At 53.1% G+C, this 17,011-nt stretch carries 15 protein-coding genes; 5 read left to right on the forward strand and 10 right to left on the reverse strand.

Annotated elements, in window-relative coordinates; translation table 11 throughout:
• The first annotated feature begins 200 nt into the window (after positions 1 to 200).
• The gene (locus ACTIDN_RS05970) at positions 201 to 1,007 is read left to right on the forward strand and encodes an IclR family transcriptional regulator (protein ID WP_415508132.1); all 807 of its coding nucleotides are present in this window, start codon (positions 201 to 203) and stop codon (positions 1,005 to 1,007) included.
• A 56-nt stretch (positions 1,008 to 1,063) separates the two neighbouring features.
• Complete coding sequence (locus tag ACTIDN_RS05975; RefSeq protein ID WP_441376327.1) at positions 1,064 to 1,891, forward strand: DUF3108 domain-containing protein; 828 nt, start codon at positions 1,064 to 1,066, stop codon at positions 1,889 to 1,891.
• 111 nt (positions 1,892 to 2,002) lie between these two features.
• Here ACTIDN_RS05975 and glmS read toward each other — a convergent pair whose 3' ends face one another.
• Together glmS and glmU are read right to left on the reverse strand one after the other, a co-directional pair.
• Positions 2,003 to 3,826: a glutamine--fructose-6-phosphate transaminase (isomerizing) gene (gene glmS, locus ACTIDN_RS05980; RefSeq protein WP_441376328.1), complete on the reverse strand. Its 1,824-nt coding sequence runs from the start codon at positions 3,824 to 3,826 to the stop codon at positions 2,003 to 2,005.
• Positions 3,826 to 5,172, reverse strand: coding sequence for a bifunctional UDP-N-acetylglucosamine diphosphorylase/glucosamine-1-phosphate N-acetyltransferase GlmU (gene glmU, locus ACTIDN_RS05985; protein WP_441376329.1), 1,347 nt, complete (start codon positions 5,170 to 5,172; stop codon positions 3,826 to 3,828). The genes glmS and glmU overlap by 1 nt, the downstream gene beginning before the upstream one ends.
• 113 nt (positions 5,173 to 5,285) lie before the next feature.
• On the opposite strand from glmU, the gene ACTIDN_RS05990 reads away from it, so the two are divergent.
• Positions 5,286 to 5,975 carry an HAD hydrolase-like protein gene (locus ACTIDN_RS05990; RefSeq protein ID WP_441376330.1) on the forward strand — a complete coding sequence of 230 codons (690 nt, stop codon included), beginning with the start codon at positions 5,286 to 5,288 and terminating at the stop codon, positions 5,973 to 5,975.
• A gap of 3 nt (positions 5,976 to 5,978) precedes the next feature.
• On the opposite strand, the gene ACTIDN_RS05995 is transcribed toward ACTIDN_RS05990, so the two are convergent.
• The 5 genes from ACTIDN_RS05995 to ACTIDN_RS06015 are packed head-to-tail and all read right to left on the reverse strand — an operon-like array spanning position 5,979 to position 10,750.
• Positions 5,979 to 6,752, reverse strand: coding sequence for a nucleotidyltransferase family protein (locus ACTIDN_RS05995; RefSeq protein WP_441376331.1), 774 nt, complete (start codon positions 6,750 to 6,752; stop codon positions 5,979 to 5,981).
• The gene (locus tag ACTIDN_RS06000) at positions 6,749 to 7,552 is read right to left on the reverse strand and encodes a sterol desaturase family protein (RefSeq protein WP_415508126.1); all 804 of its coding nucleotides are present in this window, start codon (positions 7,550 to 7,552) and stop codon (positions 6,749 to 6,751) included. Before ACTIDN_RS06000 ends, ACTIDN_RS05995 begins: the two co-directional genes overlap by 4 nt.
• Entirely contained in the window at positions 7,549 to 8,643 is a 1,095-nt protein-coding gene (locus ACTIDN_RS06005) for an LptF/LptG family permease (RefSeq protein ID WP_441376332.1), read from the reverse strand. Before ACTIDN_RS06005 ends, ACTIDN_RS06000 begins: the two co-directional genes overlap by 4 nt.
• Entirely contained in the window at positions 8,640 to 9,839 is a 1,200-nt protein-coding gene (locus ACTIDN_RS06010) for an LptF/LptG family permease (RefSeq protein WP_441376333.1), read from the reverse strand. The genes ACTIDN_RS06005 and ACTIDN_RS06010 overlap by 4 nt, the downstream gene beginning before the upstream one ends.
• An 8-nt stretch (positions 9,840 to 9,847) precedes the next feature.
• Positions 9,848 to 10,750: a metallophosphoesterase family protein gene (locus ACTIDN_RS06015; protein WP_441376334.1), complete on the reverse strand. Its 903-nt coding sequence runs from the start codon at positions 10,748 to 10,750 to the stop codon at positions 9,848 to 9,850.
• 132 nt (positions 10,751 to 10,882) lie between these two features.
• Between ACTIDN_RS06015 and ACTIDN_RS06020 the strand changes: the two genes are divergently transcribed.
• Together ACTIDN_RS06020 and ACTIDN_RS06025 are read left to right on the forward strand one after the other, a co-directional pair.
• Positions 10,883 to 11,866, forward strand: coding sequence for a diacylglycerol/lipid kinase family protein (locus ACTIDN_RS06020; RefSeq protein ID WP_415508122.1), 984 nt, complete (start codon positions 10,883 to 10,885; stop codon positions 11,864 to 11,866).
• 11 nt (positions 11,867 to 11,877) lie between these two features.
• Positions 11,878 to 12,843: a hypothetical protein gene (locus tag ACTIDN_RS06025; RefSeq protein WP_441376335.1), complete on the forward strand. Its 966-nt coding sequence runs from the start codon at positions 11,878 to 11,880 to the stop codon at positions 12,841 to 12,843.
• Here ACTIDN_RS06025 and spt read toward each other — a convergent pair whose 3' ends face one another.
• The 3 genes from spt to ACTIDN_RS06040 form a co-directional block, all read right to left on the reverse strand.
• A complete protein-coding gene (spt, locus tag ACTIDN_RS06030; RefSeq protein WP_415508120.1) occupies positions 12,844 to 14,055 on the reverse strand; it encodes a serine palmitoyltransferase in 1,212 nt (403 codons plus the stop codon).
• 6 nt (positions 14,056 to 14,061) lie between these two features.
• On the reverse strand, positions 14,062 to 14,313 hold the full coding sequence (locus ACTIDN_RS06035) for an acyl carrier protein (protein WP_048838855.1): 252 nt from the start codon (positions 14,311 to 14,313) through the stop codon (positions 14,062 to 14,064).
• Between the two features lie 121 nt (positions 14,314 to 14,434).
• Positions 14,435 to 16,207 carry a fatty acyl-AMP ligase gene (locus ACTIDN_RS06040; RefSeq protein WP_441376336.1) on the reverse strand — a complete coding sequence of 591 codons (1,773 nt, stop codon included), beginning with the start codon at positions 16,205 to 16,207 and terminating at the stop codon, positions 14,435 to 14,437.
• Positions 16,208 to 17,011: the final 804 nt, after the last annotated feature.

The raw sequence follows: 17,011 nt of genomic DNA on the forward strand, positions 1-17,011 counted from the left end.
CGTAAGAAAAGAGGTTGAGCGAGGGGCAGGGGGCAATCGGGGGGAAGCCTGCTGCCCTTTTATGGGTTCTTGTCAGGCTTCCACCGAATTGTTGCTAAAAGATCGGTTCATTGTTATTGTTCATTATATTGAACTCGATCCCGTATTTAGAATAATGAGGGTATTGGCCTGTCTTGTCAACAAGGAAAATAAGAAACGACATGAGCAAACCAGCAGATTCCGTTCCTGCACTACGCCGTGCGGTACGCGTGCTCGATATGGTGAAGGCAGAATCGCGCCCGCCATTGGCAGCTGACATAGCCAGACAACTGGAATTGCCCCGCAGCACCGTGCATGGCCTGCTCGCCGTTATGGTTGAACTGGGCTTGTTGGAGAAAACAGCAACCCAAGGCCATCGGCTGGGCACGCGGTTGTTGGACTGGGTAGGCGGCGTGACGGAAAAGCGCGATCTGGTGACAGAATTTTATCAGGCTCTGGACGGTTTTTCAGACCTGAACGCCTTTACGGTCACCCTTACTCTGCTGGAAGGCATGGAGGTGGTTTATGTTGCATGCCGTAATAGTGCCACCGTACTGGGTGCATCGTTTCGTGTAGGCATGCGCTTGCCTGCAATATTTACAGCGACAGGCAACGCCATGCTGGCCGAAATGGATGATACATCTTTCCGGGAATGGCTGACCTTACACCCGGCCTCAACATGGCCTGAGCCACTCACCCCCAACTGCATCCGCTCTGTTACAACTCTGGTGCGGGAAATTGCCGATATCCGCCAGCGTGGCTACGCAGTGGATGATGAGCAAGTTCACGATGGGCTGTGGTGTTTTGGCGCAGGCGTTAAAGACTATTCGGGGCGCATGGTGGCGGGAGTTGGAATCAGTCTGCCTCAGTCCGAGTTAAGCCGATATGACGTGGCTGAACTGGGCCAAAGAGCAACGGCTCTTGCGCAGGCTGTTTCAGCCCGTCTGGGCTATAGACCCTCAACCGGTGACGCAGAATCGTCCCGATAGCTCTTCACAGAGCGAGAGTATTTCATAACACCATTGAGTGAATGATAGAGAGAAGCATGTTCTTTCCGGGCCTTAAATCTTCCGCGGTGCGGCGTATTGCCTGTGCTCTTGGCATAGCCGTAATGACAGCGGTTATACCGGCCAGCCAGTCTTACGGTCAAAGCACTTCCCCGCAGACTGCGGTACGCTACCGCGTGTTTGTGCATAGCCTTCATGTCATGGATATTCAGGCTTCCTATCGCCTGAGCGACCAGCAATACGGCATTGCTGCTCATGTTAAGACAACACCACTCTTTGGGCTGTTTATGAAAACAGACCTCTCCATGCAGGCTCAAGGCCGGTTTGAGGGGCAAGAAGTAGATCCGGACCATTTTGAAACCGAAGGATGGTCCCGCCGCCAACAGCGTCACGCCCGTATTGTGTATAAGGATCAGACACCGGAAGTAACATTGCTTGACCCGCCGGAAACAGACCGCGAGCCCGTAACGCAGGAAGAGCGAAAAGGGGCGATGGACGTGCTGGCTATGCTCATGGGGTTATTGCATCAGGCACGTTTGACCCATAGCTGTCAGGGGCAGGAAAAAATTTTTGATGGCTTGCGGCTTACTACTCTGTCCATCCAGTCTGTTGGCGAGCAGAAGCTACCTTCCGGTGGCCCGCTGGACTGGGGTGAGGCAGGCTTACGCTGCAATTTTGTTGGGCAGCAGATTAAAGGCTTCAAATTTACAAGCGACAAAAGCAAACTGCATAACCCACAACCGGGTCGTGTTTGGTTTGAGAAAATAGGTGCTGCCGGTCTGGTTGCTGTGCGGATTGAGCTGGACCATCCCAAACTGGGGCGTATCAGCGTTCTTCTGGATGGGGTACCAAACCAATACCCGTGAAATAAAATGTTTTTGCGTCCGTCTTATCAAAACTGCTGAGGAGACTGACGACATAAAAAAAGCCCGGTAGACCGTTTTGTGGTCCACCGGGCTTTTTTCAAATTTGACTGCTTATTCTACCGTGACCGACTTGGCCAGATTACGCGGCTGGTCAACATCGGTGCCTTTGAGAACAGCGACTTCGTAAGCCAGCATCTGCACAGGAATTGTCTGCAGGATCGGGGCTGCAAATTCATGCACATGCGGCAGAACGACCATATCTTCCGCAATGGCGGAGACACGCTCAGCACCCTTGGTATCCGTAAACACCAGCAGGCGGCCGCCGCGCGCTTTGGCCTCTTGCAGGTTAGAGAGTGTTTTATCAAACAGAGGCGTGAACGGTACGCTGGCCACAATCGGCACCGTGCGGTCAATCAGGGAAATTGGGCCATGCTTCATTTCACCAGCCGCATAGGCTTCAGCGTGAATGTAGGAAATTTCCTTCAGTTTCAACGCACCTTCCATGGCAACAGGGAACATGCTGCCACGGCCCAGATACAGAACATCCCGCGCTTCAGCCACAATAGCTGCCATGCGGCGAATGGCGTCACCTTGGGTAAAGACATCTCCGGCCCGGCTGGGCAGGTCGAGCAGGGCAGAAACCAGATCGTCCTCGCCTTGTTCGTCAAGCACACCACGGGCGCGGGCTGTTGCAATGCTCAGGCAGGCCAGAACAGTCAACTGGGCCGTAAAGGCCTTGGTGGAGGCAACGGAAATTTCTGGCCCCGCCACGGTACCCAGTACCATGTCGCTTTCACGGGCCATCGTGCTGTGCTCAACATTCAGCACTGACAGGACATGGGCCGCATTCTGGCGCAAGGTACGCAGGGCGGCCAGTGTATCTGCCGTTTCACCAGACTGCGAAATAAGAAGCCCAAGAGAGCCAGCAGTCAGGGGTGGATTGCGGTAGCGGAGTTCACTGGCCACATCAATATCCACTGGCAGATGTGCTATGGCTTCCAGCCAGTAACGTCCCACCATGCCAGCATAGAAGGCCGACCCACAGGCAGTAATAACAGCACGCGGTACGGTTGCCAGATCGAACGGCATGTCCGGCAGAACAATCTTGCGGGTTGCAGGGTCCACCATCCGTTGGAGGGTCTGCCCAATAACCAGAGGATGTTCATGGAGCTCTTTCTCCATGTAGTGGCGGTAGCCATCTTTGCCGATTGCGCCAGCCGCCAGAGCCGTAACCTGCTCTTTGCGATGAACTGGTGTGCCCTCAAAGGTCATGAACTCGGCACCAGCAGGCGTAATCACCACGCAATCCCCATCTTCCATATAGGTGATGCGGCGTGTCAGGGGAGCCAAAGCAAGAGAGTCGGAGCCAAGAAACATCTCACCATCGCCATAGCCAACGGCTAACGGGGCACTATGGCAAGCGCCAATCATCAGGCCTTCATGGCCAGCAAAAATCATGGCAATGGCATATGCACCCTCAAGCCGCCGTAGCGCTTTCAGGGCTGCGTCTTTTGGTGCCATGCCCTGAACCAGATAGTAGTCAACCAGTTGCGCTATGGTTTCACTATCGGTTTCGGTTTCAAAAACCTGTCCGGCGGCTTCCAGCTCATGCCGGAGGGCCTCGAAGTTTTCAACAATGCCATTATGGACAATGGCAACGCGTTCTGTGCCATGGGGGTGTGCATTGCAGGTGGTAGGGGCCCCGTGTGTTGCCCAACGCGTATGGCCAATGCCGGTGGTGCCCGGTAGTGGGTTTTCGTCAAGCATCACACCTAGATTGTTCAGTTTGCCAGCAGCGCGGCGGCGTTCGACACGACCATCCACCAACGTTGCAATACCGGCGGAGTCATAACCGCGATATTCAAGCCGCCTTAAGCCTTCAAAAACAATAGGTGTTGCATGGCGCAGACCAACAACGCCGCAAATTCCACACATCAGCTTTTATCCTTTCGGGCTTTAAGCGTTTCCTTGAAATGGCGGCCCAATTCATGTTTGTTGACCTGACGAGAACGGCCAAATGCCAGAGCATCCGCCGGAACGTCTTTGGTAACGGTACTGCCTGCGGCAATCATGGCGTTTGTGCCTATGCTCACGGGCGCTACCAGAATGGCGTTGGAACCCACAAACACGTTGTCACCAATGGCGGTGTGATGTTTGAAGTAGCCGTCATAATTACAGGTAATGGTACCAGCGCCTACGTTGGTGCGTGCTCCAATGGAGGCATCGCCCAGATAGGTCAGATGGTTGGCTTTGGCGCCTTCTCCAACGGTTGTGTTCTTGATCTCAACAAAGTTGCCAATATGGGCGTTGGCACCAATGGCAGATCCCGTTCGGAGGCGTGCGTAAGGGCCTATGATGGCGGCCTCACCCACAGTGCAGTTTTCAAGGTGGCTGAAGGCCCTAATTTCTGCGCCACTCTGTACGGTAACGCCGGGGCCAAACACCACATGCGGTTCTACCAGCACATCGGCCTCAAGTACGGTGTCAGCACATAGGAAAACAGTCTCAGGTGCCACTAGTGTCACACCGTTCAGCATGGCTTGGGTACGTAAACGCTGTTGCAGGGCGGCCTCAGCCTGAGCCAGCTCAACGCGGGAGTTAATGCCGCGTAATTCATCTTCTGCCGCTTCTACGGCGCGGACGGTCAGTCCTTCCGCAACGGCCATGTCCACCACATCCGTCAGATAGAACTCGCCCTTGCTGTTGTCATTTTTCACAGCCTGTAACCAGCGCCGGAAGGTGGCAGCATCAGCACATAAAACCCCTGCATTGCAGAGGTCTATAGCGCGCTCGTCTGGAGTTGCGTCTGCCCATTCTACGATTCGCTGCACATTTACGCCGGATGTCATAACGCGGCCATAGCGGCCCGGCTCAGACGGGCGCATGGCCAGTAGAGCCAATTCTACTTCTGGCTGCCGCCGCTCTGTCAGTAGGTTATTGAGCGTTTCAGCAGAGATAAGGGGGTTATCAGCATAAAGGACAGCCACATCGCCATCGCCAAAATAGGCTTCGGCTTGAAGTGCCGCATGAGCCGTGCCCAAGCGGTCGTGCTGAATGACGACAGGGTAGGGGGCCGCCAATTCAGCAACATCAGCCATCTCAGGCCCGACTACCACCACAAGGCGGTCAAATATCTCAGCCGCATTGGCAATCAGATGTGCCAGCATAGGGCGGCCAGCAAGCCGTTGCATGGCTTTTGGGCGGGAGGATTTCATGCGTGTGCCCAGCCCGGCGGCCAATAGAACCGCAGTGGCAGGACGGGATGGGAATGTGTCTGTCATGTCCAGACTGCGGTAAGCCAACCTCCAGCCCGTGTCAAACCTCGTGCTATAAGAATAGAGCTGAGTTGATATCATAAAGTTTTTCAGGAATTTACCAAAAGGGCCAAGTGGTGATGAAGCAGAAACTCGCTGTGTTTGATATGGATGGTACCCTGCTGGACTCTCTGCCTGATCTGGCAGAGTCCGGCCGTGCCCTGATGGCGCAATATGGCTTGCCCAGCGTGTCAGATGCCGAAGTGCGGCGCATGATTGGTAATGGCGTTCCTCTTCTTGTGGAGCGCCTGCTGCAATCGGCCAATGGCAAGGGTGTGGATGTTGCTGAGCGCCTTGCAAAAATTGATCACGCACAGGCATGTCAGGCGTTCATGGCCCTTTACACGCCACGGGCAACGCGACTTTCACGCCTGTTTCCGGGTACGAACCAGGCTTTGCATACTCTAAAGGATCAGGGCTGGATCTTGGCTGTCTGCACGAACAAACCGGAAGTTGCAGCTTTGGCTATTCTTGAAAAATTTGATTTACTGTCCCTGTTTGCTTGTGTTGGGGGCGGAGACAGTTTTTCAGCGCGTAAGCCTGATCCCGTGCATTTGTTGGGCACAATTGAAAAAGCAGGAGGAAGCCCCGCTTGTACTGTCATGATTGGGGATATGGTGCCAGACTTGGCTGCGGCAAAAGGTGCAGGGTGCCCCGCGCTATTTGCAGCTTGGGGATATGGTGACCCCGCTTTGGCTACACAGGCGCAAGCACAGGCCGCAAGCATGGCAGAAGTACCGGACGCCGCTGCCAGCCTTTTGCCAGACTGAGGACTACTCCGCGCCCAGAAGGCGTTCTGTCAGTTCCAGATCGGCTAGTTTATCAATATCCACAGCGGCTCTGCCGTCGGACAGACAGACAAGTGCTGCTTTTGCGCCCGTCAACTTTTCTATACGGGTGCAGAGCGCGTTTCGGCTGAGTTTTTTCATAACAGCCTTCAGTAAGACAAAAGGACCAAGTAGCCACGCAATGCGTAGGGGATGCTTACGGTTTTTTTCAACGCGCAACCACAGGCGAGCAACATTGAGAGCGACTGGGGTGCGGAATAAAAACAGGTTGCAACCAGAAAAAGCCAGATCAGACAAACGAATAAAGGTGCGTTTTGTAACGGGAACGTCTCGTAACACCACGGCTTCAGGCGCAACGGCAACGGTGACATCTGCCTGAGGTGGGCTCGCGTTCAAAAACTCCATAATCCACTCGGGTCTCAGGAGCGCATTATCTGCCGTTGTCACCAGTAAAGGTGTGCCAAACTGTGTCAACGCTGCCAAGACACTGGCGCTTGGCCCCTCAGGACGAGATGGCACAACAGTAACTGCTGGCGGCACCAGACCATCAAGTACTGCTGGAGCATCGATACACACGATAATCCGGCCTACGGCAGGGGTGTTTTGTAACGTCTCAAGCACACGGGTGATCATGGGAACACCCGCGACAGGTAGAATAGCCTTGTGCGAGACACCGGCTGCCTGAGCCATGGGGTCTGGCACGCCGGGACGAGTGCCAGCCAGAACAAGAACAGTCAGTGCATCAGCGGAGTAGCTCATGCTGCGTGCCGTGCTGCTTCCGGGGTTTTGCTGGTAGAAGTGCGGGCACCGTCAGGCCGGTCCCGCGGAGGGGAGCCAGTAAGATCCATGACCCAAGGATACGTCTTTGCTTCTTTTATATCATACCCAAGATTAAAGACGGTTGGGCTACGGGGACGGGCTTTTGCATCCAGATAGTAGCTGCCAAATATCCGGTCGACCAGAAAGCTGGTAATGCCGAAATTACCGTCTTCGTCGTGGAAATGATGGAGGACGTGACGGGCCTTCATGCGCTGGATCCAAGCCGCACGGGGTTTGTAGTTCAGATGCTGAATGCAGTGAAAGAACTCATAAATGCAGGTGATGGTCACACCTGTACCAAACGCAGTTGCAGCGGCTCCCCACCCACCGATGAGGTAGCCGATTGGTAGGGTGATGACAGCTATGGTCGGCAGTGTTGTGGCGGGAGAGCCAAACAGTACGTCCAGCAGGTGTGGGTCCTGATGGTGATCAAAATGAATGCGCTTCCATAAACCGGAGGTCCATTTCATTTTATAAAGCAGACGACCGTGCAGCACATAACGGTGCAGCAGATACCATGCGAGAGGATACACCAGAATAACAGCAACCACGGAAACCAGAGTAGCGCTCCACCCGGCAAAGAAATGCGTGGCAGCCACCACACTTGCCACAACCAGTGCAAAGTAAAGTAAAATGGTTGGGTAAGTCAGGTACGCAATCCACAGTTGTCTGAGGTTCATTTTGCCCAGATCAAAACTGCGGCCGGTTTTCAGGTTCGCGTTATTCAGCGTTCCACTCATTTTGCTTCATTCCTCAAAAGCACTGTCACGGCGCCCAAAGTAAAAATTAGTAGGCCGGGTATTGTCGCAACAGGCGGCGGTAAAAGGCCGGCATTTCCCATTGCGCGCAGCATTCCTTGCACAATGATAAAAAGCAGACCCGCACCCAGGCACCACACAGGAGCCCAGCTTCGGGTACCCGTGCGTGGAGGGATATAGATCACCGGCATGGCAATTAACAGTAGAACCAAAAGGGATGCAGGCCTTAAAAAGCGTTCCAGCAGCCCGGCCTGAAGGAAGCCAGGGCTTGAATCAGACGGCAGGCGGCCGCGCAGCATCCCCAATATTGTACCGGAAGATAATGGTGGGTTTTCAGCAGACAGGCGGATAAAATCCCATGGATGCAAGGAGGTATGCCACACTCTCTGCTCTTCCTGCGGTAGGCGGTCAGCAGAATTTTCTTTGATCTGAACCCGCTTCAGGTCATGCAGCACCCATCCGTTGGCATGCGTATAATCAGCTCTGGCCGCGTGAATCACATCTTGTAACAAACCGTTCCTGTCGCGTGAGTAGATATCTAGGCCGGACAGCATATTCCCACCATCAGCAACATATGTGACGTGTGTTACATCCTGCCCTTCGTGAAACCAGAAGGAATGTCCGTTTTCAGGGGTGGGGTCTGTGCGGTTCCACCATGCAGCAAGTGCCTGCTCCGAGCGTGGTGTTACCTGATCATCCAGCACGACCCCTATGGCACCAATTAACAACGTGGCCGGTATAAGATGTTTATAAAGACGGGTGATGGACAGCCCTGATGCCTGAAGAATGGCTGTTTCACTCCCCAGTGTCATTTGTGTCAGCATCACCAAGGCACCAATCAGCAGGCTGAGCGGCAAGGCCCCAGCCAGCAAGAAAGGCAGCCGCATGCCTGCATAGGTTAAAATACCGTGCAGACCCAGATGGCGTTGTAAAATAGGGGTAGTCTGTTCTAGCAGTGCCAGAATTTCCAGCAGCCCGACCAAGACCGCGCCACATAATAAAACACGGCTCAGCAGTGCACCAGAAAGATAGCGCAGCAAGACAAAACGAGGGGGCTTGGCGGTTTTGCTCATGGGGAAATATTCCCATGCGCAGTTTTACGACGTGCGGCAAGGCGCTGCGCAAGCATGGCCTGAAAAGCCCCAGACTTGTAAAAGAGCAATGCCGAGCAGAGGCTTATAAAAGCAAAAGCAGGCAACCAAATGGCCATGACGGAAGTGTTTTTAGTCGCAACCATACTATGTCCGAACTGAAGCACGTGGTCGAACCCAACCAGAGCCAGGAAGGCAATTACTAACCCAGCGTTTCCCTGCTGGCGCTTGCGCATTATGGCCAATGCTACGGCCAGAACAGGAATAAACGGAATGGTCAGGCTGCGGGCCAGTCGGAAATGCACTTCCGAGCGCATATGGGGCCGGGAAATAGCAACGTTATGGTCAACCAGACGCCCGACCAGTTCTTTGGAAGTCAATTCGCGTTCATCGTCCCCGCGTGCCCGGAAAGGGGAGATATGGGAAGCTTCTGTCAGAAGACGAGTGGCATGCTCAAACCTGGTCAATGTTGGCACACCGATACCTGTATCGGTGACGATAGTGCCATTTTGCAGATCGATTTCTACAGCAGAGCTATCACTGGCAATTCTGATCTGGCCCGATGCGGCTGTAATGACACGTTCGCGGTTATCAGACGTGTCACGGATAAACACGTCCTTCAGGCGAGAGCCAGCGTGGTCCACATGGTCTGCCAGCAGCGTGATATTGGCTGAGGGGCGGGCAAACATACGGGACTGCAATCGCGGTGCCCAGCCTGTGTGGCTGGCGGTGTACAAGGCCTCACGGAAGTCGTAGCGGGCGTGTGGCTGAATAAAGCCGTATAAAAAGAATGAGAGCAGACCGAGTAACCCACCCATCAGTACAAACGGCCGCGCCACCCTCAGTAAGGACTGCCCGCTACTGTTAATGGCATCAATTTCCTCATTCTGGCTCATTCGCCGCACTACTGTGAACACACTCACGCAAAGCGCGGCTGGAATGGCCAAGCCAAGGTAATGCGGCAGCAGGGTCAGCAACAGCCCGATAAATGTGAAAAGATGATTGTTACCAGCCGCCAGCATATTGAACAGCACAAGAAGCCGTTCCAGCAGCAAAGCCGACATCACAACACAAAGGGCGACCAGAAAAGGAGGGAGAACCTGCGCTATCAGGTAACGGTCCAGCGTTCTGGGCGTGAAGAACGACAGAACCCTGCGCAGAAAAGGCTCGGGCTGCATGGATGGTTTCATAGCCGGGTTGGCTGGGAAAGGCGATGGGGGGCAAAACGATATATCGGGCCATCATGCATTTTCATATCCAGGCCCAAAGCGCGGCGTTGAATGGTAATATGCCACTCTGTTGCGCAGGCCTGTATGGAAATGTCGTTCCAGCCAGCCGAACGTGCTGATGTCTGTGCACAATGGGAGGCTGATGGCGTGCCCAGCACCGGAATATGTGTCTGAGGAATAAAGCTTAGGCTACCGCGATGGGAATGACCATGCAGGACGAGCTCGGCACCTTCCTGCTGGAACAGGCGCTGTAAGGCCTTGCGCTGGCGCAACCCTTTCCGGCGCGATACAAGGCCAGCCACCGGAGGGTGGTGTAGAAGCACGACACGACATAACCCTTCCTCGGCTGCCTGACGCAAAAGCGGACGCAGTGCTTCAACGCTTTTTGCTGCAACACAGCCGGACGCCAGAAAGGGTGCTGTGGGGATGGCGCTGTTTAGACCGATGAGCATGACAGGTCCGTGCCGCAGGACGGACGGTGTATGGCCTGTATTACGCAGCCATGGAGCCCATAGGGTACTTTTGCAGGAATAAGTTGGTTCGCGAATCAGGGCGTCATGATTGCCAGGAACAAGCAACGTAGGCGGTAGGTCTTGTTCCTTGAGCCATGTTTGTGCAGCTTGAAATTCTGATAGGAGGCCCAGATTAGTCAGGTCCCCGGTCATAGCTACCATATCAGGCATATGAGCGCGTATGTCCTGCATAATGTAGCTAAGTGTTTGTGGTAAATGGATATGTTTGCGTCGTAATTGCCACGAAAGGAGCGAAAGCAGCCGCTTAAACCGGATTTCCTTTAAGCAAGGCAGCCCAGCTAACGGTAAATGCAAATCAGAAAGATGGGCAATTTTGACAGCGGACAAAAATAAAAGTCTCCGTATGCAGAGTGGTCTGCCTGGGACAGCATGTGACAAGCGAACCAACACGAACTATACCACCGGCATCAACCGGGGCAAAAGCTACCGGTATTTTTATTCTGCTTAAAGAGTGTCTGAGTGACAGATCGTTTCGCCTTAATTCACAATCCCCGTAGCCGACGCAATCTCAAGGCGGATCGTCATTACCTTAAAGCAGCCCAAGCAATGCTCGGCCCGCTCTTTCATGCGCCTGAAACAGCAGATGCTCTGCGTGAAACCATAGAAGAACTAGCCCATCAGAATGTGGATTGTCTGGTGATTGATGGTGGGGATGGTACAGTAGGCAGGGTGCTAAGCGTACTCTACGCATCTTCCTACCCTAATCATAAATTACCGACGATCGCTGTTCTGCCGTCAGGCAATACCAATCTGATCGCAGCAGACGTTGGGTTTGGCCTGCGGGGCATCAAAGCACTGGAACATCTGCGGGCAGCACGCGCAGGGTCTGCACAACTGGCAACAAAAATACAGCGGCGTCAGCCGCTTGTTATTTCATGGCCCGGCCAGACACGTGCGCCGGAACTTGGTTTTTTTGGCGGTGCTGGAGCCTTTACGCGGGCTATAGAGATCGCACATGGCCCAAACGTCATGAACACTTACGCGCATGATGCCGCAGTGCTGGCAACGTTAGCTATTACCGCACGTCAAATTCTTTCGCCCAGTTTAAGGCAGGAATGGCTGAACGGAACCATGGCTGCACTGGGCTTGGATGGTCAGCCCGGTGATATAAAAAACCACTTTCTTTTTCTCTGCACCGGTTTGCACCGTCTGACTCACAAAATCTGGCCCTTTTGGCGGGCCCCCGGCCAGCCGGATAAAGGAATCAGCTATCTTGATGTTGCTGCAAGGCCAGAACATCTGACAAAAGCGACATGGAACTTGATGCGCGGCAAGGCACCAGCATGGATGCAGCAAAGCAGTAGCTACCAAAGTGGCTCAGTAGAACGTATCCGGCTCCGGAGTGCTCAGTCCTTTGTGCTGGATGGTGAAGTGCTGGAAACCGGACCTGAGCATTGTCTCGACATCACAGCCGGTCCGGTCGTTTCCTTTCTTCAAGCCTGAAGGGGTTAGGCATGTCCGGCGCATCTCAGCTGCTTTCTGCTGTTAAACAGCTCACACACCATGTTGCAGCAGAACTTCAGACACCAGTTGCGCCGGAAGTAAGAGAGTTTGTCTCTGAACTGAAAGACAAAGGTCGGCCTTTAGGCATATTGTTTTATGGTTCCGGCCTACGTGGCGGCATACAGTCTGATACGTTGCTGGATTTTTATGTCATTCTTGACAAACAATCAGATTGGCCACGTTCCCTCGCGGCACGGATAGGGAACGCCCTTCTTCCCCCCAATGTCGAGTATTACGAAATAGAAAGCGGCGGTAAAACCCTGCGTGCAAAAGTAGCCATTCTCACACTAGCGCAGTTCCGCAAGCTAACGGGCTTTACACCATGGGATACAACGGTATGGGCACGTTTCTCCCAACCAGTACGTTTGGTCTGGTTCGCAAATGAGAAGGCAGAGGTAGCCTTAACCCGAAGTGTTATGCGTGCGGTGATTACAGGCGCGCGGTGGGCTGCCTGTTTTGGGCCGGAAAAAGGGCAGGCAGAAGAGTTCTGGAATGCCTTGTATCAACGGACTTACCAGACAGAATTACGTGTGGAAAAAGCAGGTCGGGGCGCCAGTATTGTCGCGGCCTATCCTGAAAGATATGCAGCGTTGCTCGTACCCTGTTGGATCATTGCCGGGGTAAGATTTATTGAGGAAGCAGGCCTACTTAGCCCCATGCTCTCTGCGCAGGAGCGTGAGAAGTCTAATGCAGACTGGTTGTGGAGAAAGAAAATAGGCAAACCGCTGAACATAGCCCGCCTTGTAAAAGCCGCCTTCACGTTTGCCGGAGGGCCGCGATACGCAGCATGGAAAATTGAACGGCATAGCGGTATTTCTGTGCCGTTGACGCCCTTTGCTGAAAAACACCCCCTTATCGCCGGGCCTCCAATTCTGTGGAAGCTTTGGCGCAAGGGAGCGTTTCAGAAAAGCAGTTAGTTAAGCAACAGACGCGTTCAGTACGCCAGCATCAAGGCCAGCCTGACGGAAAATATCTATTGCCTGATCAATTTGCGCTGGTGTGTGCGTTGCCATAACGGAGCAGCGCAGCAGTGGCCTGTGGTCCGGTGTGGCAGGCGGTACGCTGAGGTTAACGTAAACCCCCAACTCCAGCAAACGGTTCCACATAACAATTGCCTGTCCCATTTCCTCCAGGGTCACAGCAATAACCGGGCTTACCTGGCGGCTGGCGTTCAAGCCAATGCGGTGAAAACCAGCATGAAGGCGGGCCGCATTGTCCATTAACTGCGTACGGAGTTCAGGATGAGCCTCCATGTCTTCCAAAGCAGCCATGGTGGCGGCAATGACTTCTGGCGGCAGTGAGGCAGTGAACATGTACGGACGGCAGTTCAGGCGTACAAATTCCAGTTCCGGATGGTCGGATACGCAATAGCCGCCAACCGTTCCCAGACTTTTGGAGAACGTACCCACAACGAAGTCCACATCAGCCTCAACGCCAGCAGCTTCTGCTACGCCAAGACCTCTCTCGCCCATAACGCCGAATGAGTGTGCTTCATCTACCAGCAGGTAAGAGCCGGTTTCCCGCTTGACCTGTGCCATCTCGGCAATAGGAGCAACATTGCCGGTCATGGAGTAAATACCTTCCACAACCACCAGTTTAGCCCCGGGTGTCCCGTCAAGGCGTTTTAGGCGCTTGTGCAGGTCATCGGCATCGTTATGACGAAAACGAATAACCTGTGCAGGGCTGAGACGGCTGCCATCGTAAATACTGGCGTGACTGTCAGCATCAAGAATGAGGTAATCGTCTTTGCCAACCAGCGTGGATATCATGCCCAGATTAGCCTGATATCCGGTTGAAAATACCATGGCATCCCGGCGCTTGAAGTAAGCCGCTATCTGCGTTTCAAGCTTACGGTGTAAGGACTGCGTCCCGTTAGCAATACGAGACCCGGTCGTGCCAACGCCATAATGGGCCACGGCGTCCTGTGCGGCTTTAATGGCTCGCGCAGACTGGCTGAGGCCCAGATAGTTGTTTGTACCGAACAGAAGCGTTTCGCGCCCCTCAATCAACCCAACGGTGGAAGAGAGTGGTTTTTCAATAACCACGCCAAAAGGGTTGCGCCCGCCAGCCTGAACCAGAGCACCAAGAGCACTGGCTGTGCCGTTAAATTTGGCAAAGAGTGATGTCATACGGGCTCAGCCTTTGTTTTTCAGGTCAACAATACAGGCAGCAAGGTCATTAATGGTGCGGATATCAGCCAGTTTGTCGAGCGGCACGGAGACATCAAGCGTGTCTTCCACTTCCATCACAAAATTCATGACGGCGAGAGAGTCAAAAGCCAGATCTTCCATGATCTTGCAGTTGCCATCAATGTCACGCGGCACTTTAGGGTTGGCAAGAAGCTTTTCAATAATCAGCGCGGAAACGCTTTCTATGGTGTCGCTCATGGTACGGTCTCTCTTCGTTTTATGCGCATACAAATAAAAGCAGGCAGCCATCCCGCTGGCGCCTGCTTTATGGCCTAAAAAAGTACAGTGCGCCAGTTTGTGGCTTGTTGCTACGGAGCGCTCACACAGGTTCAACTTCAGGTTGTGGAGCAAACGCACCGCTCAGGAACATCGTGCGGGCTTTAGCACGCGTCAGTTTGCCGGAAGATGTTTGTGGCAACGCATGAGGCGGAACCAAAACAACAGACACATCCACACCATGCAGGCGGCGGAATAGGCTTGCAGCTTCGCTCCGCAGGCTTTCACGCGCATCAGGGTCTGTGGCGCGGCATTGAATAAGGGCCACCACCTCTTCCTGCTGATCTTTTTCAAGAGAGAAGACAGCAACGTCTCGGCTGCGAAGGGAGGAAATGGCTGTTTCAGCTGACCATTCCAGATCTTGCGGCCAGATGTTACGGCCATTGATGATGATCAGATCCTTTGCGCGGCCTGTCACCACAATCTGACCATTGAGCATATAGCCAAGATCACCTGTATTCAGCCAACCGTGAGAATCAAGAACTTCTTCCGTTGCATCGGGGCGGCGGAAATAACCATTCATCAAGCTTGGGCCGGAGACAAAAATGGTCCCAACCTGACGATCGCCTAAAACAGTACCTTCAGAATTGCGTACTTCAAGGCCATGTCCTGGCAGCACCTTACCACACAGCACGAATGTACGGCTTGGAACGTCAGGAGAAGTTGGGGCAATGGCAACTCCCTTGCTTTCAAGCACGGCCAGATCAACCGTATCAGTTTGAATGCCGCTGTTAAGGGGCGCGAAGCTAATCGCCAATGTGGCTTCAGCCATGCCATAGCTGGCTTCGAACGCATTTTTGCTAAAACCAGCGGATTCAAAACGCTCTGCAAATTCTTCAAGAATATGCGGGCGAATCATATCGCCACCAATGCCGGCAATGCGCCAGCTTGAGAGATCCAACTCAGCAGAGGCAGGACGACGAGCGCAAAGCTCGTATCCGAAAGACGGGCTGTATGCCAAAGTACCCCTATTACGGCTAATAAGGTCAAGCCATACGTGGGGACGGCGCGCAAATTCACGCGTGGGCAGCAAGTCAACTGTCAACTGACAGGTCATTGGCGTCAGGAAGAACCCTACCAAGCCCATGTCATGATAAAGCGGCAACCAGGAAACACAGCGGTCGCCTGTTTCAGTCACCTGTAAACCGTCATGAGCAATAGCGGCAACGTTCGCCATGCCAGAACGCTGGCTGACACATACCCCCATGGGGAAGCGTGTGCTGCCTGATGAGAACTGAAGATAGGATAAAGCGTCAGGCCCCACATCCGGCAAAGCGATATTTGGTACCGGGCGGGCCATTAATTCTGCCGGGGAACCTGCAAAAACCAGCCCTAGGCCGCTGACAATATCATTTGTCCACCCTTCTATGATCTGGGGGATAATGACCGCGCTTGCGCCAGAACTGGTAATCATGCCGCGTAATGTGGCCAGATAGGCTTCCTTCCCAGCAAAAGCGACGGGTAAGGGGAGGGGGGCAGACACAAGGCCAGCATACTGGCAACCAAAGAAAATCCGCGCGAAGTCGCCGTCGCTTTCAGCAACGATAGCAACCCGGTCGCCCGGTTGCAGGCCCATGCCTAAAAAGCGCAGACCCGTTTCAATAGCTTGTTCACGCAGTTTTTTATAAGGCAGGGCTTCAAGCAGAACGCCTTTGCCTGAATAGATATTAAAACCGGCCTCACCCTGGGCGGCATAATCCAGCGCAGTAGGGAAAGTAGGAAAATCACCATAACGTCGTGGCTGACCGGAATTTGTTGGAACCGGCTGCAAGGTCTCTTCGTTAAGGGGTGAAGAAGCAGAGTTCATAACGTTCATCAGCGAGCCATTCGAAGAAATTTAACAATTAGGTTAAGCGCCAAAAGGCACGGTGAGTAGGCCTGCTGAGAGGCCGGACGTGTGGCGTATATAGTCTTTTTGTAGATTTACAAAAGTGTCACAGGTTGAAAATGCGTCATGTAAAGCGGAAGCCTTGCTCTGATGAGTGTGTGTGACAGGGGACTTGTTGGTCACAAACTTCACGTCAAGAAGAAGGTTTCTATGGAGTATTATGGCGTGCTTTCAAAACGCTATCATGCAATGGGTGGTATTGATTAAACAACAACAAAAAACATAAAATAATAATTTAATTAACATAATTTTATTCTATATAATTACCATTCAAAAATAAGATGAAATCACTATTTTAATTAGTTTTTCATTTAATTTTAAGATTTTGATGTTGTGTGTTGCGTTTTGAGGGTGATGGCGAAGGTTGTTGTCGTGAAATTTTAGGAAATATTTCTTGTTGTCCTTGGTGGGGCCATGAGAATTTTGAGCGAAAATTTGCAATAGCCGAGACCAAGACTAATGCGCAGTAAGGAGCATGGAAAGAGTCGCAGAAGTTTTAAGAGTAAGGCTCAGGCGCTGCCATTGAGCAACCGTGAGTGAGTGGAGGGCTCTTCATTCTTTATAAGAGAGTGTGAAGGGTAGGGCCATGAGGTAAGGTCTGTCTTAAATTCGCGCTGCGCTTCTTTAATATAGAGTGCGTAAGCAGAGATCCGGCGGCTCTCTGGCGTTTGAGTGATTTATTTTCTGCGAGAGTGAAAGAAATATGAAATAGGGTGTTGACGGTGTTTGTGA

This window comes from Acetobacter sp., from assembly GCF_052102375.1.
GTDB lineage: Bacteria > Pseudomonadota > Alphaproteobacteria > Acetobacterales > Acetobacteraceae > Acetobacter.

Bases quoted from the DNA above. Each gene is read 5' to 3' on its own strand.
- ACTIDN_RS05970 (WP_415508132.1), top strand. From the start codon at position 201: ATGAGCAAACCAGCAGATTCCGTTCCTGCACTACGCCGTGCGGTACGC.
- ACTIDN_RS05975 (WP_441376327.1), top strand. From the start codon at position 1,064: ATGTTCTTTCCGGGCCTTAAATCTTCCGCGGTGCGGCGTATTGCCTGT.
- glmS (WP_441376328.1), bottom strand. From the start codon at position 3,826: ATGTGTGGAATTTGCGGCGTTGTTGGTCTGCGCCATGCAACACCTATT.
- glmU (WP_441376329.1), bottom strand. From the start codon at position 5,172: ATGACAGACACATTCCCATCCCGTCCTGCCACTGCGGTTCTATTGGCC.
- ACTIDN_RS05990 (WP_441376330.1), top strand. From the start codon at position 5,286: ATGAAGCAGAAACTCGCTGTGTTTGATATGGATGGTACCCTGCTGGAC.
- ACTIDN_RS05995 (WP_441376331.1), bottom strand. From the start codon at position 6,752: ATGAGCTACTCCGCTGATGCACTGACTGTTCTTGTTCTGGCTGGCACT.
- ACTIDN_RS06000 (WP_415508126.1), bottom strand. From the start codon at position 7,552: ATGAGTGGAACGCTGAATAACGCGAACCTGAAAACCGGCCGCAGTTTT.
- ACTIDN_RS06005 (WP_441376332.1), bottom strand. From the start codon at position 8,643: ATGAGCAAAACCGCCAAGCCCCCTCGTTTTGTCTTGCTGCGCTATCTT.
- ACTIDN_RS06010 (WP_441376333.1), bottom strand. From the start codon at position 9,839: ATGCAGCCCGAGCCTTTTCTGCGCAGGGTTCTGTCGTTCTTCACGCCC.
- ACTIDN_RS06025 (WP_441376335.1), top strand. From the start codon at position 11,878: ATGTCCGGCGCATCTCAGCTGCTTTCTGCTGTTAAACAGCTCACACAC.
- spt (WP_415508120.1), bottom strand. From the start codon at position 14,055: ATGACATCACTCTTTGCCAAATTTAACGGCACAGCCAGTGCTCTTGGT.
- ACTIDN_RS06035 (WP_048838855.1), bottom strand. From the start codon at position 14,313: ATGAGCGACACCATAGAAAGCGTTTCCGCGCTGATTATTGAAAAGCTT.
- ACTIDN_RS06040 (WP_441376336.1), bottom strand. From the start codon at position 16,207: ATGAACGTTATGAACTCTGCTTCTTCACCCCTTAACGAAGAGACCTTG.